Consider the following 24,935-nt stretch of genomic DNA (forward strand, 5'->3'; position numbering starts at 1 on the left):
CGAACACCACAAACTTGACTCAATAATCCGGCTACGCCATCTTTAGCTACCTAGCCGCCTACTGCGCCAACCACGTGACCTATGCCTGCCGTGATCGGAATCGCCAGCAACGCGCAGAGCGGCGTCAACAACCCGATGAGCACTCCACACGCGACGCGCCGATAGACCTGTCCGACAATGAAGAACGCAACCATTGTGACAAGGGCGAGCATGAGAGCGACCCATGCCCAGGCCGGGGTGCCCGAATCAGTCGACGGATTCACGATTCCGATGACAACGAGCACGACGGTAATCGCCATGGAAAGGTAGGTGGCAGCACCGAACGAAGTGTCAGTCTTCTCGGTCACGGAGCCACCGCATACTTCGCATCGATATTGATCGCGAAGTGGATTGCCGCGAACTCCACGCCCACTAACGCAGCAGTGACAGTTCCCAGTGCAAGTCCACGCCGGGCCGCCGATCCGCTCGCGAACAGCGCGACCGCAACCAGAATGCTGATGACGGCTTCGGCCCCGATGGCGGCGAACTCGACAGAAACGTCGGCGGGGTCGCCGGGGAAGAGAGCACCCACCACCGGAGCGACCACAAAGAATCCCGCGACGATTAACGCGAGCCACGCCGGAGTGCCCAGAGTTGCGGCTCTCCAGTAGCCGTGGCCGGTTGTCGCGGCTCTTCCCAGCGCATTCGTCATCGTTTGACCCGTCTCCTGGGCACTTCACGCGCGGCGGCCAGTTGGCCGGTTCGGCACGTCGCGTCGATAGCGCCGATTTCCCCTCACCCCAATGCTATTTGGATCCCCGCGATCTGAATCCGCACGGCCGCGAGAAAGTGTATTTCAAGCCCTCGCCGTGTCGGCAGCGGCATGCAAAGTCCAGGACGCGGGGATGCGTGACGGTGTGTGAGGGCGCGCGTGGCTGCGGTCTCAGGATGGAAATCGTTCGTGGCGGAACGGGTTATGCTGTGTGCGCACTGTGGTTCCTTTCGGTGTAGGGCCCGGTCCCAGTGTTCCCGTTGGCGGAGGGGGGACCGGGTATTCCGAAAAGTCTGCGCTCTACCACAGAATGGCTTCTGGCCTTGTGCAGGAGTCCACGGACGCCCGGCGGTCACGTGCTTGGCCGCGCCATGACGTTTGGCATAGCGCTTCTGTCAGCCGACGCGTCAAGACACCCGCTATCGCAGGACGCTGCTACTTCCGGCCGGCGGCCCATTTCATGCCCCAGCTGTAGGTCTTGTCGAGATCGGCTTGGCTGCCTTCGACGTACTTCACTTCGCGGGTGACGGTGATGCCCTGCCCGGTGTTCTGCAGCATCGCGATGGCGCAGATGCGAGCGGAGCTGTTCGCCGAGTCCAGGCGCACCTCCACCTCGGGGCCGCTGGTGGGGTAGAGGGTGACGACGCCGTCGACGGCTGCCCAGTTGGGTGCGCCGTCGTAGATCATCGCGAAGATGAGGATGCGCTTGAACATTTCCGGCCGGTCGAGGTTGATACGCATGTTTTCGCCGCCGGTCACTGTGCCGGTGCGGTCGTCGGCGTCGAGCTGGATGAAGGGCGCAGTCTGCAGCGATCCGAAGCTGTTGCCGAGTGCCTGGACGACACCCTTCGAGCCGTCGGCCAGTTCGTAGAGACAGCCGAGGTCCAGGTCGATGCCGTTGCTGCCGCCCGCGGCGGCCGCAAGTTTCGCGAAGAAGCCGGCCTTCTTCGGTTGCGGTGCTGCGCCCGTCGACCAGTTGAGGTTGACCCGCATCGCACCCTGCCGCTCGCCCGACTTCGTGAGGCTGACCGACGGCGCGGCCTTCGACAAGGTCACTTTGCTCAGACTCACTCCGCTCGGCGGGGCTGCAGGGGTGGACGGGCGTCGGGTGTAGTCGATGGCCACAGGTGGGAACCTTCCGATTGACTGAGCGCGTCAGACCGTTGTCCGATTTGCACGATTTCGGTCCAGAGTAGCCGTAGTCGCGTGGTCGGACTTCAGCCCGGCCACGGTCACGCTGATTCCCGTGCACTCCACTCGATCGCCGGGCAGGTGTCCATCACCATCGCGACGCCCTTTGCGGTCGTCCGCTGGAACGCGGCCTCGTCGATGACGCCCAGTTGGAACCAAACGCCTTTCGCGCCCACCGTGACGGCCTGGTCCGCGAACTCGCCGGCGGCCTCGGACTGACGGAAGACGTCGACGACGTCGATCGGAAACGGAACGTCCGCGAGTGTGGCGTATCCCTGCTCGCCGAGCACGGTCGGTGCGGTGGGATGGATGGGGACGATTCGTTTTCCTCGGCGCTGCAGCAACTCCGCAATGCGGAACGCCGTCCGGTCGGGGTTGCCTGAGAGCCCGACGATCGCCCACGTCTCCCAGTCGTCGAGCATCGACGAGACGGCACCGGGGTCCTGCCACGAAGTATCCACACCGCAAAACTACTACTCACCGCGGACTTCGGCCGGGATCGTTGAGCTGGACTGAACCGTCCGTGCGAAAGTATCCGCATGGTGATCCGTATCCCCGAGAATCCGCGCCTGGTGAATGGTTCCGAGGAATCGGTGTGGAATGCGCTGTTGTGTCAGCTCGGTGATGGTGACCTCGTGGTGGCAAACCAGCGGGTCGCCGACCGACTGAAAGACCACGAGATCGATTTCGTGGTAGCGCTCGAGGGGTACGGGATCGTCTGCCTGGAGGTGAAGGGCGGGCAGATCTGGCACGACGGCAGCGATTGGTACCAAGAGCAGCGAAAAGGGCCGACGGTGATTCACCCGGTTCGGCAAGCACGTGACGCGCTGTATGCCCTGCGCAGCTATGTGGAAGCCGACCCGCGCTGGAGTCACGGGCGGCTGCGATGGGACCACGTGGTGGTCTTCCCCAACACGGAACTCACCGACGACTTCGGACTGCCGGAATGCCCACGGTGGAAGGTGATCGATCGCACCGACCTGGGCGACGTGGTGTCGCGACTGCAGAAGGTGCTCTCCGGCCAGCAGCTGGATCGGCCGGCACTGCCCGAGGACGGGGTCGATCAGCTCACAACGGTCCTCTCCGGACGCGGACTGCCGCAACGCGACGTGGTTGCGCGAGCGATTGCGCACGAAGACGCGGCCGATGCGCTCACTGCCCAGCAGTCGGCGATACTCGACGCGATCCGGCTGTTGCACCGGGTCGAGGTTCGGGGCGGCGCCGGGAGCGGCAAGACGTTCCTCGCGGTCGAGAAGGCGCGGCGGTTGGCGAAGCAGGGGCAGCGCGTCGCACTCATCTGCTACTCGCACGGGTTGGCGTCGTATTTGGAGCGATTGACCGCCACCTGGTCCCGCAAGGAGCGTCCCGCGTACGTGGGTGAGTTCCACGCGCTGGGTCAACTGTGGGGAGCGCCCGAGGGTCCGGACGAGAGCATCCGCAACACCGACACCGTGCAGTTCTGGGAACACGACCTTCCGCGGCACATGGCGGAGTTGGCGTCGGAACTGCCGTTGCGCGACCGGTTCGACGCGGTGGTCGTGGACGAGGCACAAGACTTCGCCGACGACTGGTGGGGTCCGTTGCTGACAGCGCTGCGTGACGACGAAGCCGGCGGCATCTACGTATTCAGCGACGAGGGGCAGCGGGTATTCGACAGGCAGGGCGTTCCGCCGATTCAATTGGTCCCGTTGGTGCTCGATCACAATCTGAGAAACACCCGCCAGATTGCAGACTCGTTCACACCGCTGGTCGGTCAGCGGATGCGCCTGCTTGGCGGGGAAGGCCCCGAGGTGCTCTTCGTGCCCTGCGCCGCGGAGGACGCGCTGACGGTCGCCGACGACCAGATCGATTCGTTGATGGACGAGGGTTGGCGTCCCGAGGATCTGGCCTTGCTTGCCACGGGCAGCCGCCACCCGGAGCAGGTGAGCCGGCAGACGGAGGGCAACGCAGCGTATTGGGACAGCTTCTGGGACACCGAGCAGGTGTTCTACGGGCACGTCCTGGGATTCAAAGGGCTCGAACGGCGTGCAGTCGTGCTGGCGCTCAACGAGAAGGTGGTGCAAGAGCGTTCGCGGGAGCGGCTGTACGTCGGATTGTCGCGGGCGCGGGATCAGCTCGTGGTGTGCGGGGATCCGGACTTCATCCGCGACGTCGGGGGAGCGGAATTGGCCAAACGAATGGGGATCTGACGCCACCGCATCACGTCGCCCAGCGATACCCGCAACCGCCGCAGATCCATTCCGGCACTGGATCAGTGACGACGCATCCCAACGGAACTGTCCACGGCGGTACCGGCTCGCCCGGGTTCGGCATGCCGATCGACGCGGACCGAGTCTGCGATGCAGCGCATCGGGGACAGCTCGGATGGAATGAGAAGCGGTAGTCGAGGAAGTTGGAGAATCCGCCCTCGGTCATCGCGGTTTGGCATTTGCTGCACAATGTTGCCGGCCAGTCGTGGGCCGGCCCGTGGTGAGTCCAGTGGTCGACGTCGTTCTCGGCAGTGTGGATGTGGACGTCGTCCCGCGCGGTGCTGCGACGCAGGTTGATCGCCTGTCCGCAGGCTGTGCACTTGCCGGCCGACTTCAGCAGCACACGTGCCGCGGCGGCGGTGGTGTGTGACGCTTCGCCCCGTCGGGTGAACGGGTCGTCGAAGCTCGCCGGATCTGTGAAAAACGGAGTAGTCAATCGGCCGGCGACGTCGTCGTCGACTCGACCTGCGGTGGTGGGAACGGCGACGCCCGCAAGCGCCTCGAAGGCAGTGACAGAAGGAAGTGCGGCGAGCGTCCACGACTCTGTGACGCCGGCGGCATCGAGTGACGACGAACCCGCGACCTCCATGCACAGGACAGTGCGCGGATCGGTGTCCAGAACAGTGATGAGCACGTCGCCGTTGCGAATGTCTTCGCCGATGAACCACGGGCGATAGGGCGACCTCGGTTCGAGATGTGCGATCACAGCGTCCTTCCACGGGCGCCCTTCGACGATGAAGACCCTCTGTCTTGCGGTGTGCTCGGTCACGGCGTCATCATGCGCTGGGGGACCGACATAGCAGTGCAGACTGGCTCAGGGGAATTGACTGTCGGCCGAACGGTGTATTGACTCGGATGCTTTGATGCGCAGTCGATTGCGAAGCACCCCGAGTTGGGTCGGCAACACGGCCGAATTGTGTGCCAGTCCGTGCCGTCTGGTAATAGTTTCAACCAAAGCGCCGTCGGGGGTTGACGAATACAACTGGCGCGATCGCATTCACATTTTTCCGCCTGCGACCACCCACGGGCGAGAGTTTCCGGGCAGACCGCCCGCATTTCCGAAAGGGCACTGCTGTGTCGATCGATGTTCAGCCCACCAGGGTCAGCAAGAAGGCGGGAACCCGGGCGCTGGGGGTGCGACGGTCGGTGTTCTCCTCGATCGTCGGCGGTGTGGGAGTTGTCGTTGTGACCGCCGGCCTCGTCGCCTGCGGCTCGGGTGAGTCCTCGTCGACGGTGTCGGTGACGACCGCCACAACCACGGCAACCACGACCACGCGCCCGACGACGACGGTGCCCGTGACTACTCCGGTCGCGGTTGCGCCCGTGGTGCCGGTGCAGCCTGCGCCTGTGGCGCCGACCTCGAGCGCGCCTGTGCTGGTGCCGATGCCGGCTGTGGTCTGCATGAACCTGCAGACGGCGCAGAACACGATCCAGGCGGCGGGGGTCTTCTTCTCGCGCAGCGCCGATGCGACCGGTGCGGGACGGAAGCAGGTTCTCGACTCGAACTGGGTCGTCGTGGGTCAGCAGCCGTCGCCCGGTGAATTGATCGGCGAAGGAGACGCGGTGCTGTCGGTTGTGAAGATCGGTGAGCCCAACAACTGCTGAAGCGTCCCGCACCCGCATAATGCACTGACACCAGCACAGGCTAGGGCCGAAAGTCCCTATTTGCCCGGGCCGTGTCGGTTGAACGGTGTATTGACCCGGTTTCGTTGGGGCGCAGTTTATTAGCTGCATCACCGCGGCGGGCGTGGATATGTGTGACGCCGGGTTTGTCTGGTATTAGTTTCAACTAACGTGCTCTGAGGCGGGCGGGTGGCCGAGGAGCGGGGGTGTTGTCATTCGCTTGAATGAATCTCGGTCGCTCCGACGCGTTGATCGGGAAACGTGTCGGAGGCGGGGTGTAATTTCGGCAGCATAGTTCGATGTTCAAAGAAATGAGGGGGACGGGCGCGCGTGGTCGACGCCGCCGAATCTGATGTGGCCGCAGTGCCGCCTGCTGGGCGACGCTGACGGCTGCGGTATCTGCGACTCGCTGTGCCGCTTATTGTTTCGCCATCGCTCGTGTAACGCTCGCCGCAATGTCGCGACGGGATGTTCGATCACGACACCTTGGTTCCCGTGCGTCTGCGCCCTATCGCGAGAGAAATCCGTGCCTCGATGACCAATCCCTTCGACTTCAGTGATTACGAAACTTCGAGTAATCGCCCGTCCACCGACGCACCCTCGTCATGGTCGGCTGCAGGTCAGTTCGGTTCGACGTCGGCCGACCCCTTCGGATCTCAGCCCACCGCGTTCGCCCCGACAGCGGCGGCGGAGCCCTTTGCTGCGGCGCCGAGTCCGCGGCCACGCGTCACGATTGCGCAGGGCGAGCCGCCGATCCACTTGCTCGTGCTGGCCGGATTGGTGGCGGTGGCAGGGCTTGCTCTCGCGATAGTCCTCGGTTCGCTCACCGCCCTTGCCGTCGTCGCGTGGGTGCTCGCCGGCCCGGTCGCGTTCGCATTGCTCGCCCGGTTCACCGTGCTCGACACGGTTCAGCGGGCGATGCCGGTGTACTCGAGATCGAAGGGGGCTGAGCGGGGATATTGGGTGGTCGCGGTCCTTGCGTTGGCGGGAATCGTGGCGAGCGCGTGGCACATTGCGGAATGGGCGGGTCGACTGTGAAGAAGGTAGCCGCCCTCGCGGCGATGATGCTCGTGCCGCTGCTGCTGGCGATCCCGACGGCATTAGCGGCCCCGACGACCGCGGCGGTCGGCGATTTCGGTGGATGCCTGGCCGCGCAGCAACAGGGCGACCTGCTGCTCATGGTCGATCAGTCCGGCAGCCTCCAGGGTTCCGACCCCGACGCGGCGCGCGTGTCCGCAGCCAACTTCCTGCTCGAACAGCTCAACACGTTCGGTGGATCTGCGGGTGTGGAACTCAACGTGGCGATCGCCGGATTCTCCGACGACTTCACGGTTCACGCACCGTGGACCCGACTCGACAAGGGTTCGCTGCCCGCCCTGCAGGACGAGGTGGAAAAGTTCCGGACCCGCAACGACGGCATCGACACCGACTACTGGAACGCGCTCGACGGTGCCCGGCGCACGCTCGCGGAACGCGACGGCCATTCGGAAGCCAACCGCTGCCAAGCGGTGGCGTGGTTCTCCGACGGAAAGCTCGACTTCACTGTCCGCGACGCCGAGAAGCCCTACGCGCAGGGGGTATCCCTGGGCAGCGATCAGGGCGTCCAGCAGGTGGTGGCGGCCGCCCGGGAGTCGATCTGTCGCCCAGCGGGCATCGCCGATCAGCTGCGCTCGTCGGGAATCGTCACGTTCGCGGTGGGCCTCGCCGCGGGCACCGCGCAGCCCAGCGATTTCGACCTGATGCGGTCGATCGCCACCGGCGGCGACGGGGCGTGCGGAAAGGCCACGTCCTCGTCGCCCGGTGACTTCTACCTCGCGCAGAACATCGACGACCTGTTGTTCGCGTTCGACGCATTCAGCACACCCGGTCAGGCTCCGATCGAGGGCGAGACCGGTGTCTGTGTCGCGAGTGTGTGCGAGGAGGCGCAGCACCGCTTCGTGCTCGACGACTCGATCAGCTCGGTCACCGTGCTCGGCTCGGCCGACGCGGAAGGACTGATCCCGACGTTGATCGCTCCGAGCGGGGCGCAGTTGGCACTCGACCGTGCGGGTGCGCCCACCACGGCAACACTGGACGGCGCCCAGGTGGCGTATCGGTGGATGTCGCCTCGATCGGTCAGCTTCACGATGACCAAGTCCGACGATTCTGCGCAGTGGCAGGGCATGTGGTCCCTGGTGTTCGTCGATCCCGACGGCTCCAGCCCGCTGGCCCGCTCCAAGACGAACATCCACATCTCGGGCAACCTGTTCCCGGCCTGGCTCGGCATGGACACGTCGGCCGTCCACAGCGGCGAGAAGACGTCCGCCATCCGTCTGGGCATCGTCGACGCCGACCGGAACGCGATCGATCCCTCCGACCTGCTGGGTAGCGCCGCCCTGTCGGTGTCGCTGACCGATGCTGGGAACGTCGAACACCCGTTGGTCGATCGGATTGCCAAGGAGCGCATCGGCGATCCCGTCGAACTCGATTTCAGCGACGTTCCGCCAGGGGCTGCGACGCTGCGCCTCACCCTCGATGTGACGACGGCCGACGCCCGGTCCGCGGCTGGTGAGGTCATCGCCCCGGGCACGGCGTTGACGCCGCAGTTCGTCGATGTTCCGCTCACGGTGTCGCCGCCGATCGGCTACCCCATCGTGCCGGCGACGGTCGATTTCGGCACCGTCGAGGGCGCGGGGCAGTTCGCTGCGAGCATCCCGATCACCGGTCCCGGGTGCGTGTGGTTCGACGGGGCAACACCGGTCGCGTTCGATTCCGTGCCCGACGGCGTCGGTGACGTCGGTGTCTCGGCCGGGTCGGCGCCGTCCGCCGCGAACTGCCTCGAGATCGGTGAGGGTCAGCAGGCGAGTCTTCCCGTCGACCTGTCCGTTCCGGCCGCGGGCAACGGCTCCCTCAACGGGTCGATTCCGCTGATGATGTCTCCTCCCGGTGAGCCCGACCGCGCGTTGCCGATCAACGTTGCGTTCACCGCGGAACTGCAGAAGCCCCTCAACAGCGGGCGGTTCTGGCTCGTGTTCGTCCTGGTGCTGCTGTTCAGCATTGCCGTGCCGCCGCTGCTGCTCTACGGGGTGAAGTGGTGGACCGCCCGCATCCCGGCGAAGACCCTCAAGGCGATGCGTGTCGGTGTCACGATCGAGGGCGGGCAGGTTCTGCGGGACGGTGCCGAGTTCGGGATCCGGGAGAGCGACCTGAGTCAGCTCGTCCGCGGCCTGAACAAACCCGCACGCAGCCTGGACGTCGAGGGTGTGGAGTTGCGTACCCGGATCGGTCTGTCGCCGTTCGGGCCCGGGTACGTCGTCGCGCAGCAGTCCGGCCTCGTCGCGGCGTCCGGAGCCGATCCGTCGGTCGACCGGCGCACGGGTGGTGCGCGCCTTCCGCTGGCCATCCACAACAACTGGGTGGTGCTGCACGATCCGGACGGGCCGGCGAACCTGGCGACCGTGCTGCTTCTCGTCGGCGCCGACGCGACGGACGACAGCAATCGCCGTCTGGTCGCCGACCTGGTGCGCAAGGTGCCGGGCCGGGTGGCCGACCTGAGGGCCGCGCACCCCGGCGCGACCCCGTCCGCGGCGCCGCCGAGTGCACCACCGTCGTCGGACCCGTTCGGTGCTCCCGCCCCGACGTTCGGTGCGGCACCCTCCTGGGACACGGCCCCGACGTTCGGCGGTGCGGCACAGAGCGGCGCGGGTGCCCCTGCCCGCTCGTCCGCCGCCGACCCGTTCGATCCGTTCCGGCCTCCCGGGTCCTGACCCGGATCGTCCTCGACTTCAAGCTCTCTCTTCTGTGAAAGGACCGTAATGAGGCGGTTTCTCGTAGTCGGTTGCGGTGGTTCCGGCGCTGTCACCCTCGCGTACATGATGGATCAGTTGCGCTCGGATCTCGCTGCGGCGGGCGTCGACCGGATCCCCGGCGGATGGCAGTTCGTCAGCATCGACGTGCCGACGGCCCCTGAGGCGGGGCCGGACGGCCTCGACAACGTCCGCGACCAGGGCGGGTTCTACTTCGGCAGCGGCCCGCAGGGCGACTCGTACGCGGTGCTGGACAATGCGCTGACCAACCAGCTCACCGCGAAGCAGAGCCTCGACGAGATCGCCACCTGGGCGCCGCGCGACCCGTCGTCGGTGACGGTGCCGATCGGATCGGGTGCGGGCCAGTACCGCTCACTCGGCCGCATGATCACCCTGAGCAAGGCCGGCGGAATCCGCGACACCCTGCAGCGGGCGTGGGATCAGCTGTCGACGGTCGAGACGGCCAGCCAGATGTCTTCGCTCAACGTGCCCGGCGGCGGGTCCTTCGAGCAGGGTGAGTCGCCGATCGTGCTCGTGGTGTCGTCGATGGCCGGCGGCGCCGGTGCGTCCATGGCCCTCGACGTGTGCCGCCTGCTCACGCTCATTCCGGGACTCGACCCGCGGCTGATGGGCGTGTTCATGGTGGCGCCCGACATCTTCGACGGACTCGGCAAGAGCGCGACCACCGGTGTCCGCGCCAACGCGCTGGCGATGCTCGGCGAGATCGTCGCCAGCCAGCTCGGGTCGGCGCGCGAACACGACGTGGAGATCCTGCGTGCACTCGGCCAGCAGCACGGCGCCGGCGAGAAGGTTCCGTTCGCGCGGGTGTTCCCGGTGGGCCGCAAGGTCGGTGTGGAGGGCGCACCGTTCGGTGACGGATCGCAGAAGGCGATCTACCGCGGCCTGGCCCGCGGCCTCGCCGGGATGATGATGAGCGGCGCGGCCACCCGTCAGTTCGTTCAGTACGACCTCACCAACGGTGCGGGACTACCGGGCCAGCGGGAGAACATCGGCTGGGGCGGTCAGTGGGACAACCTGCCGTGGGGAACCTACGGCTTCTCGAGCCTGAGCATGGGCCGCGACCGTTACGCCGAGTACTCGGCGCAGCGGCTCGCTCGCAGTTCCGTCGACCGCCTCCTCGACGGGCACCGTTCGCCGGGCAGCCCGGTATCGGACGAGGATCAGGTCAACTCGATTCTCGACGGTCAGTGGAACAGCCTGCTCGCGGCGATGGGACTCCCGGTCGCCCATGCCGACGCGCGGGGCGCGCAGATGGGGGTGGGCGCCTGGCTCACGTCCGTGGTGCTGCCGTCCGCCGATGCCACTCGGATGGCCGGCCAGACGGTGGAACTCGAACTGCGCGGGCACCTCCCGTCGGGTTCCGGTCTGGTGGCGGGGCAGTGGGTCCCGGAGATCCGGCAGGCGCTAGGACGCCGTCGGCAGGCGCTGACGAGTTCGGCCGAGCAGCACGCGGTCGCGCACGCGTACATGTGGCACAAGGGCCTGGTGGACCGGATCGAGGGGACGGTCGGCAGGTCGATCGCCCAGCTCGGTCTCCCGTACGCCACCGCATTGGTCGGCCGCCTGCTCACGTACTGCAAGGATTCGGTGCGGACGGGTGCCGAGGACCTGTCGCGTCGCGGGCCGGAGGACATCACGGCGCAGACCGCCGACGCGACGCAGGTGCTCACCAACCTCAAGGGCAGCATCGAGAGTGACGCGGAGATCCTCGATCGGATCGTCGCCGACTGCCGTGACAACGTGTACCGCCAGCTGTATGCGTCGCTGTCCGGCAAGGTCGCCGAGGTGGTCGCGGCGCTGGTGCCGGAGGTTCTGCAGCCGCTGCTCGATGCGTTGAACGAGGAGCAGACCGCGCTGCGTCGTGCCCGGAACAAGCCCGCCAGCGATGTCGGACTGGCCCGGCTCGCGACGGATCAGTACGGCGCCTGGCCCGCCGACAAGGCAGATCGGGTGCCGAAGCGGTTCGCGGAAGCCAACAACGAGGTGATGCTGACGCCGTCGGCGGACTTCATGGATCAGTACCGGGGCGACCTGCCGCTGGCGGTGACGGCCGCCGAGACCGGGACGCCCCCGTTCGCGGCGGCGGTCGAGCAAGCGGTCGCGAGTGTGGTCACGGGACTGTGGACCACGGTCGACGGCACCCGGGCGCCGGGGGAGGACCACTCCCTCGTCGAGCGCACCGCGGCCTGGCGGTCGCGGGCGTTCCCGATCGACCCGAACACCCGGGAGGCGCTGGTGCCGTCGTCGGCGCGCTACGACGTGCACGTCCGTCCCGTCGAGTTGCTCGACCGGGCACGGAAGTTCGTCGGGCGCACCGGCGAATCGTTCGACCGGTTCTGCCGGGTGTCGCTCCGCGAGTACATCGAGGACCACACCGTGCCCGCGTACGCGATCGAGGAGCGGCGGGACCGACTGCAGCGCAAGTTCACCGAGGCGCTCTCGCTCGCGCGGCCGCTGGCCAGCGTCAACCAGCAGGCACTCGAGGCGCTGCACCCGGGACAGCAGGTGGAGTACCGCTACAAGTTCACGTCGGTGCCGTTCCTCAACCTGCCGGTCGCGGACACGCTGTCGCAGGTGCTGCAGAAGGACCCGATGATCGATCACGAGACGGAGGGCGAGTTCGCGCGACTGCTGTCCGACGAGGACCGGCTCACCCGCATCGACATCTTCGGTTCGTACCCCAACTACTCCCCGCTGGCGTACGACTCGGTGCTCGGGCCCGCTGCCAAGCAGTGGGCGGATTCGACGCCGGCGCAGCAGGAGTCGTTCTGGAGGTGGCGTCGGTCGCGTCCGCTGGCCGCCTCGCTGCCGATGCACCGCGACGAACGGCGCGCGATGACCGCCGGGTGGTTCCTCGGGCTGGCGATCGGGCAGGTGCGGCTGCCCGCCGCACCCTACGACGAACCCGTCCGGGTGTGGGACGCCGGCATCGGCGACTGGGTGGACTTCCCGAACCCGCTGCTCACGCCGCCGTCGCGCTTCACGGTGAGCAACGACTGGCTGCCCGCGGTACTCGAATCGGTGTTGCTCGCGATGGCGCAGTCGCACCAGCCGCCGGTCATGCATTCGATGCTGCCCTACCGGGCGCTGCGGGCGGTCTACGACTCGTCCGCGGAAGACCCGGTCAGCGGCATCCACGAGGTGTCCGCGAAGGCCCGGCTCACCGACTGGCTGCGCACCGGTGTGCCGGTCACCGGCTGGCAGTCGCAGGTGGAGAACACCGGACCGGAATTCTCGGTCGCCGAGCGGGCCGGCAATGCCGTCGCGTGGCTGTCCAAGATCCGTGACCTCATCGGCGAGCACTACATGGAACCCGGGCAGGACGGTGCGCCCGGCGGTGGCGCACTGTCGGTGGTCGGGTTGCGGGAGCATGCGTCGCAGACGCCGATCTTCCGGGACATCGCACCGGACGTGTATTGGGCGACGGGCGAATTGATCGGCCTCGTCGAGGAGTGCAGGGTCCGCGCGGAACGACCGGAGCAGCCGAACCACGCCTCGGTAGTCGCCGCGGCACCGACCGCGATGGCGCACGCCCTCGTGCTCCCCGACGCCGGTCAGTTCTGACATGAGCGTGTTGACGGTGTTCCTGGCGGCGGACGGTCCGGCGCAGGGTGTGCGGGACGTGCTCCGGGATCTGTCCGCGGCCGGGCTGGTGTCGCCGTTCCTGTGGATCGACGACACCGCGGTGGCCGCCGACAGCGCCCGCCTGCGCGCGCTGGAAACCACGGCTGGCGCCGACACGGCGGTGGTGCTGCAGGACGTGCTGGCGTCGCGGCGCATCGACCGGGTGCGGATCTGCGTGCTGGTCGCCGGCCCCGCACAGGTCGATCCGGAGTCTGTGCGGTTCGTCTCCGAACTGCTCACGTCCAACTCCGGCGGAGCGCGGTCCAGCCGGCTGCGACTGCTGGTGCGCCGCCCCGGGGACGCGGACGCGGGCGTCACCACCCTCGCCGGCTGGCACAACCTGCTCATCGCCCCCGAGGACTCGCGCGGCCCGGGCATGGGACACGAATCATTGGCACCGACAGCCGATCCCCTCGCCGTCGGGCGGCACGCGGCCCCGGTGATCGCCGGTGTGACCGGGCTGTGGAACAACGCGCAGCACGCCCCGTTCGACGACGAACCCGTGCTCCCCGGCAACGCGCTGCGGGTGGTCCGGTCCTACTACCGGCGTCTGGACACCGCGCGCGCCGAGCACGACCTCCGCTCAGAGCTTCTCGATTTCGGCGGGCTGATGCCGTTGCCGCACGACGCCGGCACCAACGTGCTGTATGCCGACGACGTCGCGGCGGCGACGTCGACGATGGCTCGCGCGTTGTGGCGCAAGCACAGTGCGCTGCTCAGCGGCGAACGCGCGGAGGCACCGGGTGCGGTCGAGCCGCGCACCATCCGGTTCGTGCAGGCCCTGCGGATGTTCTTCTCCTTCCTGTTCGCGGTGCTGCGGAACGCGCCGGCCCAGTGGGTCGCGCGGGTGGCCAACCGGGCATCGGCGTCGGTGGCGTCGGCAACCCAGACCACCCTGTTCGGATCCACCCGGGGCGCCTACCGCGTCGTCGTGGGCGGTGTCGACGCGGACGGGCACAAGGTCGCGTGGACCGACTACGAGGCGGCGTCCAAGCAGATCGGCGCGATGCTCGACGCGGCCGGTGCCACCCCGCAACCGGTGACCCCGGACCTGTCGGCGCTGTGGCGCGACTACGCCCGCGCCGCCCTCACCCTGTCGGACGCCAGTGAGCGGTCCGCCGGTCTGCCTCCGGTGCAGGTGGGCGCCCACCGGGCGATCCTGCGGACGGCGTCGGACGTGGTTCCCGGCCCGGGCGACCGGTTCACGGACATTCCCGGCATGGTGTCGGCCACGCTGAGCCTGCACGCCGTCGAGCCGGCGGACATTCTGGGGGTCACGGAAACCCGGGATCGTCTGCGGGAATTGGAGCAGGACCCGACGATCGGTCTCGACGCCCGGCGGACGAGTTCCGCCCTCGGTGTGTGGTGGAGCCGGAAGCAGCGCAGTTTCGCGGTGTCGTTCGGGTCGATCCTGACGAGCCGCCTCGACGCCACCGTCAACGAGTCCCGGGTGCTGCTCGAGCGCCTCGACAACGCGGAGCAGCGCCAGAACCTCGCGGAGGCCTGCGCGGAGCAGCCGGCACACATGTTCCGTCGCGTGCGCATCGCGACCGTCGTCTTCCTCCTGCTCGCCGTCGCCGCTGGAGTGTTCGCGTGGCGCGAGATCATCTCCTGGTGGTGGGGCGGCCCGGCGATCGCCGTGTGCGTGCTGGCGTGGGCCGCGGTGGTGGCGATCGTGTGCCAGCGCACCCAGCAATTCCTCGAACGACTGCTGGTCGAGCGGGACGCGGCCGCGCGGGCCGACGCCGCGGATCGGGCCAATCTGCGTGTCGCACTGCGGGAGATCGAGCACCTCACCGGGGCCTACCGGCAGTTCCTGTCGTGGAGCCGCGCCCTCGGTGCGTTCCTTGCCGAGCCGCTCGGTGCCAGTGAGCAGACTCGAACGACGTCCCGGACCGTGGGGTGGGGGTTGCCCCGGCACACCGCGATCGCGTCCGGGACGCCCAGCACCGGGCAGGTGGAGTGGGTGGCCGAGGCGTTGCGCCGCGACCTGTTCACGGTCGGGTGGCTGACCGACCCCTGGGACACCGTGCTCGGCTCGGCAGGCGCGGCGCTCGGCTCCGCGGGCCACGACATCGACCGGGACCCGGGGCTGCTGGCCGCGAAGCCCGGTGCCGGTTCCGGCTCGGCGCTCGACGAGTGGTCGCAACGCTTCGACCAAGGCAAGATCCGCGCGACCGGTGCCACCGTGCTGTGGCAGCGGGCACTCGCCGAATTGACCGGAACCCGAGAAGAACTCGCCCGCGGCCTGCTCGAGACGGTCGAGTACTTCGACGGGGGAGCGACGAGGCGGGTCGGGGTCGACGAGTTTGTCGCCGGCATCGGCACGGAGTCGGACGGGGTCGCGTTCTTCGATCGGTCGATCTTCAGTGACACGGCGTCGACCAAGGGGCTCTCCGCGGTGTCGGGTGAGACGGTGACCCGCGTGCGCGTCGGCTGCGGGCTCGTGGCCGTCACGACCCAGTACACCGACGGACTGTCGGACGAAGATCTGCGCGTCACCCACGTTCGACGCGCCGACCCGGTGGAGATGCAGCAGATCCCCGAGTTCGAATTGCGTCCGGCCAGGCAGACGTCGACCGCCCACGACAGTGCCGTGAGAACCGCATTCGTCGTCCCGGTCGTCGACGGCCTCAACTTCTGAAAGCGAGTGGAACCGTGACCGAGGTTGCCTCCCCAGCAGTGTCCGATGGTGCCCTCGCGGCTTTGCGGCAGTGGCGACAGCAGCAGATCGAGGACGGCAGGCTGCGCCCCGGCGTCGTCAAGGACACGCATCTGCAGCAGATCCTCCGATCGAACCGGCGCACCGCCGAGGAGATCGAACCGATGCTGCCCCGGCAGGCGAAGCCGTTCGTCGACGACGTAGTCGCCCTGCTGACGTCCGCCCCGGCCCAAGCGACCACCAGTGCGTCCGAACCGGCCGCACCCGCCGCGCCGCCGCCGGTCACCGAACCCACACCGGGCAGCGAGCACCTGGTGTCGCTCCGCACCGAGGACTTCTGCGAATTCCTGCACGCCGACTCGGATCACCCCGTCGGCGCGGTGACGATCAGCACCGAACCCACCGGCGGGCACCTGCTCGAGTGGGAGCCGATGCCGGCGCAGGCCGGGCAGACGGTGCTTTACCGCGTCGTGTCCGGCGAGAACCATCGCGCCTACAAGCCCGAGGCCGGCCGGCTCGTCGGCGTCACCCGGGGCACCCTGCTCGTCGACACCGAACCCCCGGCCGCCGCGGTGCGGCACCTGCAGATCTGGTGCCACGCCGGACGCGACGAGCGGGACGCCGTCCGACGGCAACCCGTCCTCATCGCCGAGGGCCACATCCTCAGCCCGGTCACCGAGTTCGTCGTGATGGAGGACGAGGGCGCCGTCATCGGCCAGTGGAGTGCCTGGCCCACCGTCAGCACCGTGCGCGTGCTGCGCATCCCGCTGGACGGCAGTGTCCGCGTCGACAACGACCAGCGGCACCGCATCCTCGCGGACCAGGCCAACCTCGGCGGATTCGTCGATCGCGACGCCCGCCGCGGGCAGCGCTACCTCTACCGCGCGATCTGCGAGGTGGAGGTGGACGGGCACACCCGGCTGTCGGCGGTCGCGCAGGCCGAGATCGCGGTGTCGGCGGTGCTCGAAGAGGTCGAGGACCTGCACGTCACCACCCACGGCGACAGCGACAACCTACGATTCGATCTGCAGTGGACGCCACCCGGCATCGGCGCCGTGATGCTGTATCGCACGGAGTCGGCGCCGCGGGCCGGTCTCGACGGCGCGGTGCTCGCCGCGGACGCCCTCGAATTGTCGGGTGGACTGCCCGGTTCCGCGCGGCTGGTGCACCCGGCCGTCGCGGACGACGACGGCACGCACCGGATGACGGACGTGTCGTGGCCGCGCGGGTGGGTGCGCGCGTATTTCACCCCGGTGACGGCGCTCGACGGGCAGGTTCAGGTGGGGCGCACGTTCATCGCGACGCGTCCGCTGCCGCCGCTGCGAGACGTCCGGATCGTCGAACGCTGCTCCGAGCAGGTGCTCACGTTCCCGTGGCCGGAGGGTGCGGCGTCGGTGTCCGTCTACCTCAGTGCGCCGGAGATTTCCGCCGAGCACGCCATCGAGCAGCGGCCGATGGCCGAGATCTCCCGCTCGACGTACGACCGGGACGGCGGACTGCATCTGCCCGAAACGCTGCCCCCGCGGGGATGTTCCGTCCACGTCGTCCCCGTCGCCTACACGGCGGGTGAACGGATCGTCGGGATCCCGGCCACCGTGGAGTATCCGGGCCTGCTGCGCATCGAGTACCGGCTGGAGACGAAGCGGTCGCCGACCGGGAACGCCGCCACCGCCGTCATCCGGCTCGCATCCGAACTGGAGTTGCCGACGGCGCCGCCGTTCGTCGTCGTGTTCAACGCCGGGCGGTTGCCGCTCAGCGCCCGCGACGGCGAGCCGCTCGAGGTCCGCGGCGACGGCCAGACCACGGTCGGTGCTCGGAGCTTCCACCCGCGCGGTCTGCGCAAGGAATTCGGGCAGCCCTGGACCGCAGACGTTTCCGGCAAGGTGGGATTCCTGCGCGTCTTCGCCGACGTGCGGCCGGAGACCAACCGGACTCTCGCGCTGATCGATCCGCCGGTCGATCAGCTGCGCCTGCTCGACGTTCCGCCCGGACCGGTGGAATGAGCGCACCGCAGCAGACACCCGGACCGCCGCGGTTCGGTCAACTCACCTACACGTCGTTCGACGCCCCCGACCGGGGCCGGGCGGGCGGCGGCTGGCAGGTCAAGGACGTCAGCGACGGCGTCAGCGCTGCGGAGCAGGAATTCATGCGCGCCGGCGTCGCGACCCGATTCGACTCGCCGCAGGCGTTGCCGCAGTTCCCCACACCGGCCGACATCGCGGCGCGACCGCGGCGAATGGTGTACGCGCCGACCGAGACCGGTGGCTGCTACTGGCACACGGTGCCCGCCGGCGCCGATGCGTCGGGTCGGCCCGGCAACGTCTTCGCGCACGTCGTCCTCGACCGCGCCCCGGACACGTCGGTCCGGCCCATCGAACGGTGGGGTTCACCCGACTGGCTCGCCCCCTACGGCGCGGACGCGGTCGCGGCCGCCGAACTCCCCGGCAGCGCACCGGCGCCGGCCGGAATGATCGATCGCGCAGCAGTTCTCGACTTCCTGCTCGATCCCGGAACGTGGCGCATCGGTGTGCTGGGCGTGCTGCTGGACGCGGTGGACCAAGCGATGCACGGCGGCCCCGGTGTCGTGCTGGGGTGCGCCGACGCGGAGAACGCGGCCCGGTGGATCGGCGCGGTCTCGCATTTCATGTCGCCCGGTGCGGCGCAGACATTCGGCTGGTCGACCTTCGACCGCAGCTCGACCGTCGTCGACACCCTGTCCCGGGGCGTGCACATGGCCTGCGTGCCGGCGCGCGACGCCGTGGACGCTGTGGATGGCTGCGTCGTACTCAACGAGACCGACACCCCCGACCTCGGCGAATGGGGCGGGGAACCACACCGGACAGCGACCGGGCAGCTGGTGCCGGTCACGGCGTGGTCGGTGCTCGCGCAGACCGTGCTCGTCGATCCCGGCAGCGCCCGACGCGCACTCGACCACCAGGACACCCTGGCCGCCGCCGTGGGGGACCGCGACCTTGCCCGCGCCTGGCCGCTCGCGATGGCCGTGCTCACGAATCCCGAACTGCACGACGCCTTGCCCGAGGCCACGGCCGTGGTGCTCGCGCAGTCGCCGGACACGCTGTCCACGTTCCCCGACGAGCTCGCGGTCGTCGCGCATGTGGTGGACGAACACCTGCCCGGAAACATGGACGAGGCGTGGCGATTGGTCGCGGACTGGCAGCACGGCGAAAGGCCGGCACCGGTGGTGTGGGACGTGGCCGGACGGGTCCTCACGTATCGGGCCCTCGCCGCCCGTGAGTGGATCCGAGCCGCTCGCCCGGCCGAGTTCGCGCTGTTCGCTACATGGCCCCCTTCGGAGGATCTCGAGCGGGCAGCCGAGAGGGCCCTGTCGACGCTGGTGACCACCCCGGCGGCAGATCCCGCTGCTACCGCGCACGATGCGGTGAAGACACTCGACCTGCTCCTGCACGCACACCTCGTCGGCGATTCCGGGCGCGACCTCGCCGCCGAGCTCCTCGACCGCGTCGTCGTCCCGGTCCTGTGTGACCACGAGGCGGGCCCCGCACTGGTCACCGGGCTCGGCGCCGTCGGAACCGACACCTGCCGTCTGCTGCAGTCGGCCGTGGTCGGGCACCCCGATTTCGCCGGCCGGCCGCTCGGCACTCGGCTCGCACCCGACGTTCTGCGCTGGCTCGTCGACGAGGTGCGCGTACCGACCGCCGAGGAACTGACCGCGGCTCCGTCACGCTGCGCCGAACCGCTGTGCGCCATCGTCGCCGACGCGGTGTTCTCGGTGGTCAAGAGCGGCACCGCGGTGCACAAGAAGGCGTGGGAAGGTTACGCGCCGCTTGCCCTGTGGCGGTCGATCTATGAAGCGAGCGCCGGCGGCTGGGCGCCGAGTGACATCGGTGCGCTCGTCGACACCTACGCCTGGACGGTCGCGCAGTGGTGCGAACTCGTCGGCGCGTTCCCCGATCACGTCGCACCCCGATTCCTGCTGCCGGTTCTCGTGCTCGAGCCGTGGGGGCCGGAGGTGGAGATGATCGTCAAGCACCTCGACGCGAACCGCGGCGGCGCCTCGACGGGCTCCAGTGCCGCGCACCCCGTCGACGAACTGGCGGTGTCGTGGGCGCTCATCCGGGCGCAGGATCAGTGGGACCGGATCGACGATCCGCGGCTTCGGCGCGCGCTCGAACGGCACGGCTGGCCGGTACTCAAGGACTACGGCGATTCCTGCCCGGCGCAGCTTCCCCAGGATCTCCTCGTCCGCCTCGCCGTGGTCGCGGTTGCCGGGTTCCAGTTCTTCCCGCCGCACAACGGCACCTACATGCCGACGATGCCCGCGAGTCACGTCGACGCGTTGGCGCGTGCGGTGGATCAGGACTCGGATTTCGCGGTCACCGCCCTCGTCGATCTGGTGCGGAGCGGTGCCCTCAACGAGCACTGGGTGATCCGGTCGGCGGTGCTCAGCTCGCCGGCGGCCCCGGACATCGCATCGGTGCTGAACCGGGAAGACCTGCTCTGCCGACTCCAGGTCGGGCCGGCGCAGGCGCGACGGTCGCTGCTCGAGCAGGTCGCGGCGATCGTCATGGGCGACGGCGACTACCGCGGTCCCGTCGGCACCTTCGAGGTGTCGGCCTCGCTGCGCGCCGAGATGCGGGAACGTCACGACGTCGCCGATCGATTCCGGGCCGGGGACGCCTACGCGCGGTTCGCGTCGAGTTGGCTCGAGGACGTCGAATCGGGGTTCGTGCTGCTCGCTGACGAACGGTCGGGGCGGCGATGAGCGGGACGACAGTACGCATGCGCAATGCATGCAGGGGAAAGGGATCGAACTGATGTCGGGATATGTGCTGAACGGTGCGGGCCGCGTCGAACTGCCCAACCGGCCGCTCGCGGTCACCGTCGACGCGGTCACCACGGCCGTCGCGGTGCGTGCCACACTGCCCGACGGCCGGCCGGCCGAACCGGCCCTGTATCCGCGGGTCGGGCTGCTGATCCTGCCGCGGGTCGACACCGAGATCGTCGTCGTGGCCCGGCCGGACGGTGGGAGCGCCGCGTTCCCGGACGGGACGGTGCTGCAGGTGACGATCGGCGTCGACAGCAGCCGCGACCTCGACTCCGAGCGTGCCGAGCTGACCCCTGTCGACGTGTCGGGGCTGCATCAGGTGGAGTTGGCGACGATCGCGCCCGCGGGGCCGCGGCTCGCGATCACCGCCCGCCGCACCGCCGTCGACGTGTCGCTCACCGACGTGGGTTCCCGTGCCCGGTCGGCCGCGCGCACTGCCCTCGCGCTCGATCGGCTGCCCGAACCGCGCCGCTTCGACGTGGAGGTCGACGTCGATACCACCATGTCGATGCTGGCGCGCATCGACGACGGCAGCATCCGCACGGTGATCGACGTCCTCTCCGGGGTCGCGGCGGTGGTGGGCACCCGCGAAGAGCTGGCGGTCCAGCTGATCGGCCACGCGGTGACAACACTGCCAGCCACTGAACCGCGGGACGTCGCGAATCAGGTTCAGGCCGAACTCGACTCGGCCGCCCTCGGGATGGGATTCCGTTCGGCAGCCGTCGACCGGGGTGCGCGCGACACCCGCACCCTGGCATACACGGTGACCGACGCCGTGCCCGCCGACTGGGACGGTGCGTGCACCGACACCGTGATCCGCCATCTCGTGCTCGTCGGGGACACGGCCGAGAGTGGTCCCGGTATCACCGCGGTGCCGCCCCGTGCGGCGCCCGAGCTGTCGAGTCTGTCTGTAGTGGTGACCTCGCTTCTGGCCGATGTGTCGGCGAGCTTGTTTTCGGAAGGCGTACGACGATGACGAAGTGCCCGCGGTGTTTCACGGCCCTGACCGGTGACCGGTATGCATGGACAGCCGTTGCCCCGACGGAGGTCGAGGTCGACCACGTCGCCACCAAATATCACGGCAGCCAGGTGCGGTCGGGCAAGGTCTTCGAACTCCAGCGCCCGGCCGACGCCGGCGACGACTGGGCCCCCGAGGATGACTACGCGACCGGCAAGGCCGGCGGGCCCGCCGTGGAGGTGTGCCCGCAGTGCCACTTCCGGCTGCCCGTCGGGTGGCGTGACGGTCGCGCCGCGTGCATCGCGATGGCCGGGGCGCGTGCCACCGGAAAGACCGTGTACATCGCGGCTTTGGTGAAGACGCTGCAGTTGCTGGGGGAGCGGCTGAACCGGGTGGTCGAACCCGCCACCGGCGAGACCGAGGTGAATTTCCGCGAGCACTACGAGCGGCCGCTGTTCGAGGAGCGCGGCATCCTCGAGTCGACGCCGGCCTCGCACACCGGTAATCCGTATCAGCGGGAGCCGCTGATCTTCAGCCTCGGCCCGGGCCTGCGGGACGACACCCGGCAGTACCTCGTGATCCGTGATGTGGCGGGGGAGGACCTGGAGAACCCCGGCAACGTGGACGCGACGCACATGCAGTTCTTCGCGCAGGCCGACGGTGTGGTGTTCATGTTCGATCCGCTGAAGGTCGAATCGGTGCGGCAGCAGCTGCACGACCTGGTGCCGGCGCAGGAGCGGGTGGGTGGCGACCCGCGGTCGGTGCTGCGGACAGTCCTGTCGATCATCGGTACTGGGACCCCGAACCTGGCCGTTGTGCTGTCGAAGTTCGATGCGCTGCAGGCCCTCGAGCGGGTGGAGGGCAGCGACTGGAGCGAGATCATGTCGCAGCGGGGTGCGGCCGTCCTGCGCGACCCGAGCCTCCAGCGCGCGCCGTACCACGAGGTGGATGGGCAGCTGCTGCACGAAGAGGTCCGCAGTCTGCTCGACAAGCTCGAGGCGAGGTCAATGGTCATGTCGGTGGACCAGCCGCCCGCCGGCAACGCCCTGCCGAGCCGGTTCTTCGCGGTCTCGGCACTGGGCGAATCACCCGTCGGAGATCGACTCCACAACAGCGGGATCTCACCCTTCCGATGCCTCGATCCCGTGCGCTGGATTCTCACGCATCGGGGGGTGTGGGTGTAGTGACGGGAGACGGCATGGACACAAACGACGCAGACGAATCGCCATTCGTGCTCTACACCCTGCCCGACGAGATCGTCGAGTTGGCTTTCGTCCCATTTTTCCTCGGATGGTCGCTTGATGCGAGCCTTGCCGTGCGAAATTGGCAACTCGAGCTTCGGATCCGTTACGACGCGCCGTACGCGGCTATGGACAGTGCACAGGTGACCGCTTCTTTCGTGGACGGCGAGTGGCTCGTCGACCGGAATGAAACAGGGTTCTTGGCTAAGTCTGGGAACGTCGTACCGGCGGATTCCACATCTCTCATAGAGCATGTGTTTCATTGTGTACCTGCATACTTGGTTCCCTCCGCGGAGGCTGGCCTAGTCGTTCCGACTCTCGATCTACGCTCGCGGATCGGGGATGAGGTGTGGTTCGAAGCTATCTGCGATTCGCTCCAAACGATCTGTGAGCTGTACTGGTGCGCTCTGGCAGCAGGCGGGCGTGTAGCCGTGACCCATACTGTAAATGGTGGTCGGCCACGTATCGAACTTGCCGCTGCTCTACCAAACGAAATAGATGAGCGCCTGCTTGTTCCACCAGGGCACGGCGGGGAACCCATTGTGCCTGGTCCGGTCACAGCGTCCTGGTCGCTAGACAACGGAGCCTGGGTTCTCGATTCCGAAGCAACAGGATTCGTCGGTGCCACCGGACGTTTAGATAGGGACCTCGACGAAATCATGTGGGCGATGGCTGTAGGTGCTCCGAATTGTGTCCTCAGCTCATCGGCGACCGCATCGAGCTGGCATTCAAAGGGCGCGGCGATTCCGCCCTCGAGTCTGCCGGCCACCCCAATGAGAGCGGAGGAGCGGCCTGCTGCGGAGGTCGTCAACGCCCGCCTGCGTAAGGTAGCCGACTGGGCGAGGGAGAACGGCTTCTCGGAGGCGCTACCACCCACACGCGCGGAGGTGACTCGGTACCTCCAGAATCTCGATCACGGAACCGTGGGTTTCTACGTGTTGGAATTCACGGACGGGCAGTGCTATGTTGGAGAGTCGATTGATCTGCCGGGTCGACTCGATCAGCATCGCGGGCGTTATTCAGATTTGCAGCGAATTCGTTTGCGCCCGGACGACACCCCGCGCGGACATCCGGATGTGAAGCGCCACTTGCGGCTCCAAGAGCGATCATTTATCCATCGAGCACACGAGGCGGGACTCTACGCACGCAACATCAACGAGATGGCGACAATGATCGGTGCAAGCAAGCATCTCGACGAGATCGTTTCACCTGCCGAGCAGGAGAAATGGCTGAACACGCCCGACAGTGCGAACGCTGGGGATTCGGCTGGTCGGCGCGTGTATACCCCGGAACGTCTCGCCAGTTCCACGGTCAACTTTCGGGAGTTCGTTCGTAGGTCTGATGCAGACCAAATTGCCCGCATCCTGGGCCAGTATTTATCGCGCTGCGTGCCGTACCCGGCGCGGACCGAGTATCAGTCGTGGGCGTTGAGCTGCTTGACGAAGCCTGATCGGACAAAGGGTCGACTGTCGTGCATCACCATCGCAATGACCGAGACTTTGACTCTGTTCTTTGAAGTAGGCGGAGGTGGCCTCCGGGGAAAGGTACAGGTGAATGATGCCGAGTTGTTCCCGACGGAGTATTCCGAGCTTGCCTTCTTTCGTCGACACCCAACAATTCGAATCGCCCCTGCGGAGTATGAGGAGTCCGGCCCAGGCCAGAGTTTTCTGTACGCATACAGTCTGGACGATCTCGAACGACTCCTAGACGACGTGGCCGTTACGAGGGCGGCGGCGACCACTGCACTGCACATCATGCGTAAGCGGCCGTGCATGCAGCGCAAGGTGCACTCTCCTCAGCTCACAGCGGCCGCGTTTCGGTATGTACCGTCGACGGCAGTGAGCTCAGCGCTTACCCATTAGGGTCCGTTCCATCTCGTTGCCAAAAGATTGAGGTGTCACCGTGGCGAGAACTATGTTCAAGACCAATCCCATCCTCCTAGCGGGAGTTTCCTAGATAGCTGTGGCTTCGGTGCGATTAGCGCTGGTGGGAGCTGGTTTTGGTGTGGTCGGGGTGTATTACC

The 24,935-nt window shown here is 67.8% G+C and carries 17 protein-coding genes; 11 read left to right on the forward strand and 6 right to left on the reverse strand.

The annotated features are described in order from the left end of the window. Positions 1–50: 50 nt before the first annotated feature. The 4 genes from P3H15_RS47470 to P3H15_RS47485 form a co-directional block, all read right to left on the reverse strand. A complete protein-coding gene (locus P3H15_RS47470; RefSeq protein ID WP_276143690.1) occupies positions 51–347 on the reverse strand; it encodes a hypothetical protein in 297 nt (98 codons plus the stop codon). Further along, positions 344–691 carry a hypothetical protein gene (locus P3H15_RS47475; protein ID WP_276143691.1) on the reverse strand — a complete coding sequence of 116 codons (348 nt, stop codon included), beginning with the start codon at positions 689–691 and terminating at the stop codon, positions 344–346. Before P3H15_RS47475 ends, P3H15_RS47470 begins: the two co-directional genes overlap by 4 nt. Positions 692–1,186: 495 nt before the next feature. Then, positions 1,187–1,876: a tellurium resistance protein gene (locus tag P3H15_RS47480; RefSeq protein WP_276143692.1), complete on the reverse strand. Its 690-nt coding sequence runs from the start codon at positions 1,874–1,876 to the stop codon at positions 1,187–1,189. Positions 1,877–1,983: 107 nt separating this feature from the next. After that, a complete protein-coding gene (locus P3H15_RS47485) occupies positions 1,984–2,403 on the reverse strand; it encodes a CoA-binding protein (RefSeq protein ID WP_276143693.1) in 420 nt (139 codons plus the stop codon). Positions 2,404–2,481: 78 nt separating this feature from the next. Between P3H15_RS47485 and P3H15_RS47490 the strand changes: the two genes are divergently transcribed. Beyond that, positions 2,482–4,131 (forward strand): NERD domain-containing protein, encoded by a 1,650-nt coding sequence (locus P3H15_RS47490; RefSeq protein ID WP_276143694.1) that lies wholly within the window; start codon positions 2,482–2,484, stop codon positions 4,129–4,131. Positions 4,132–4,141: 10 nt separating this feature from the next. On the opposite strand, the gene P3H15_RS47495 is transcribed toward P3H15_RS47490, so the two are convergent. Both P3H15_RS47495 and P3H15_RS47500 read right to left on the reverse strand, forming a co-directional pair. After that, positions 4,142–4,960: a hypothetical protein gene (locus P3H15_RS47495; protein ID WP_276143695.1), complete on the reverse strand. Its 819-nt coding sequence runs from the start codon at positions 4,958–4,960 to the stop codon at positions 4,142–4,144. A 319-nt stretch (positions 4,961–5,279) separates the two neighbouring features. Then, entirely contained in the window at positions 5,280–5,594 is a 315-nt protein-coding gene (locus tag P3H15_RS47500) for a hypothetical protein (protein ID WP_276143696.1), read from the reverse strand. On the opposite strand from P3H15_RS47500, the gene P3H15_RS47505 reads away from it, so the two are divergent. The 10 genes from P3H15_RS47505 to P3H15_RS47550 all read left to right on the forward strand — a co-directional run bounded on the left by P3H15_RS47505 (position 5,593) and on the right by P3H15_RS47550 (position 24,774). Next, positions 5,593–5,796 carry a calcium-binding protein gene (locus P3H15_RS47505; RefSeq protein ID WP_225857893.1) on the forward strand — a complete coding sequence of 68 codons (204 nt, stop codon included), beginning with the start codon at positions 5,593–5,595 and terminating at the stop codon, positions 5,794–5,796. The two genes, P3H15_RS47500 and P3H15_RS47505, sit on opposite strands and share 2 nt — an antisense overlap. 552 nt (positions 5,797–6,348) lie before the next feature. Further along, positions 6,349–6,852 (forward strand): hypothetical protein, encoded by a 504-nt coding sequence (locus P3H15_RS47510; protein WP_276143697.1) that lies wholly within the window; start codon positions 6,349–6,351, stop codon positions 6,850–6,852. After that, complete coding sequence (locus tag P3H15_RS47515) at positions 6,849–9,560, forward strand: vWA domain-containing protein (protein ID WP_346348866.1); 2,712 nt, start codon at positions 6,849–6,851, stop codon at positions 9,558–9,560. Before P3H15_RS47510 ends, P3H15_RS47515 begins: the two co-directional genes overlap by 4 nt. 48 nt (positions 9,561–9,608) lie before the next feature. Further along, positions 9,609–13,184 carry a tubulin-like doman-containing protein gene (locus tag P3H15_RS47520; RefSeq protein WP_276143699.1) on the forward strand — a complete coding sequence of 1,192 codons (3,576 nt, stop codon included), beginning with the start codon at positions 9,609–9,611 and terminating at the stop codon, positions 13,182–13,184. 1 nt (position 13,185) lies between these two features. Next, the gene (locus P3H15_RS47525) at positions 13,186–15,888 is read left to right on the forward strand and encodes a magnesium transporter (protein WP_276143700.1); all 2,703 of its coding nucleotides are present in this window, start codon (positions 13,186–13,188) and stop codon (positions 15,886–15,888) included. Positions 15,889–15,902: 14 nt separating this feature from the next. Continuing rightward, entirely contained in the window at positions 15,903–17,909 is a 2,007-nt protein-coding gene (locus P3H15_RS47530) for a hypothetical protein (protein ID WP_276143701.1), read from the forward strand. Then, positions 17,906–20,650: a hypothetical protein gene (locus P3H15_RS47535; protein WP_276143702.1), complete on the forward strand. Its 2,745-nt coding sequence runs from the start codon at positions 17,906–17,908 to the stop codon at positions 20,648–20,650. The genes P3H15_RS47530 and P3H15_RS47535 overlap by 4 nt, the downstream gene beginning before the upstream one ends. A 28-nt stretch (positions 20,651–20,678) precedes the next feature. Beyond that, entirely contained in the window at positions 20,679–21,689 is a 1,011-nt protein-coding gene (locus P3H15_RS47540; RefSeq protein WP_276143703.1) for a hypothetical protein, read from the forward strand. Next, positions 21,686–22,855 (forward strand): hypothetical protein, encoded by a 1,170-nt coding sequence (locus tag P3H15_RS47545; RefSeq protein ID WP_276143704.1) that lies wholly within the window; start codon positions 21,686–21,688, stop codon positions 22,853–22,855. Before P3H15_RS47540 ends, P3H15_RS47545 begins: the two co-directional genes overlap by 4 nt. A 14-nt stretch (positions 22,856–22,869) precedes the next feature. After that, entirely contained in the window at positions 22,870–24,774 is a 1,905-nt protein-coding gene (locus tag P3H15_RS47550) for a GIY-YIG nuclease family protein (RefSeq protein WP_276143705.1), read from the forward strand. Positions 24,775–24,935: the final 161 nt, after the last annotated feature.

The organism is Rhodococcus sp. T2V (assembly GCF_029269925.1).
GTDB lineage: Bacteria > Actinomycetota > Actinomycetes > Mycobacteriales > Mycobacteriaceae > Rhodococcus_F > Rhodococcus_F koreensis.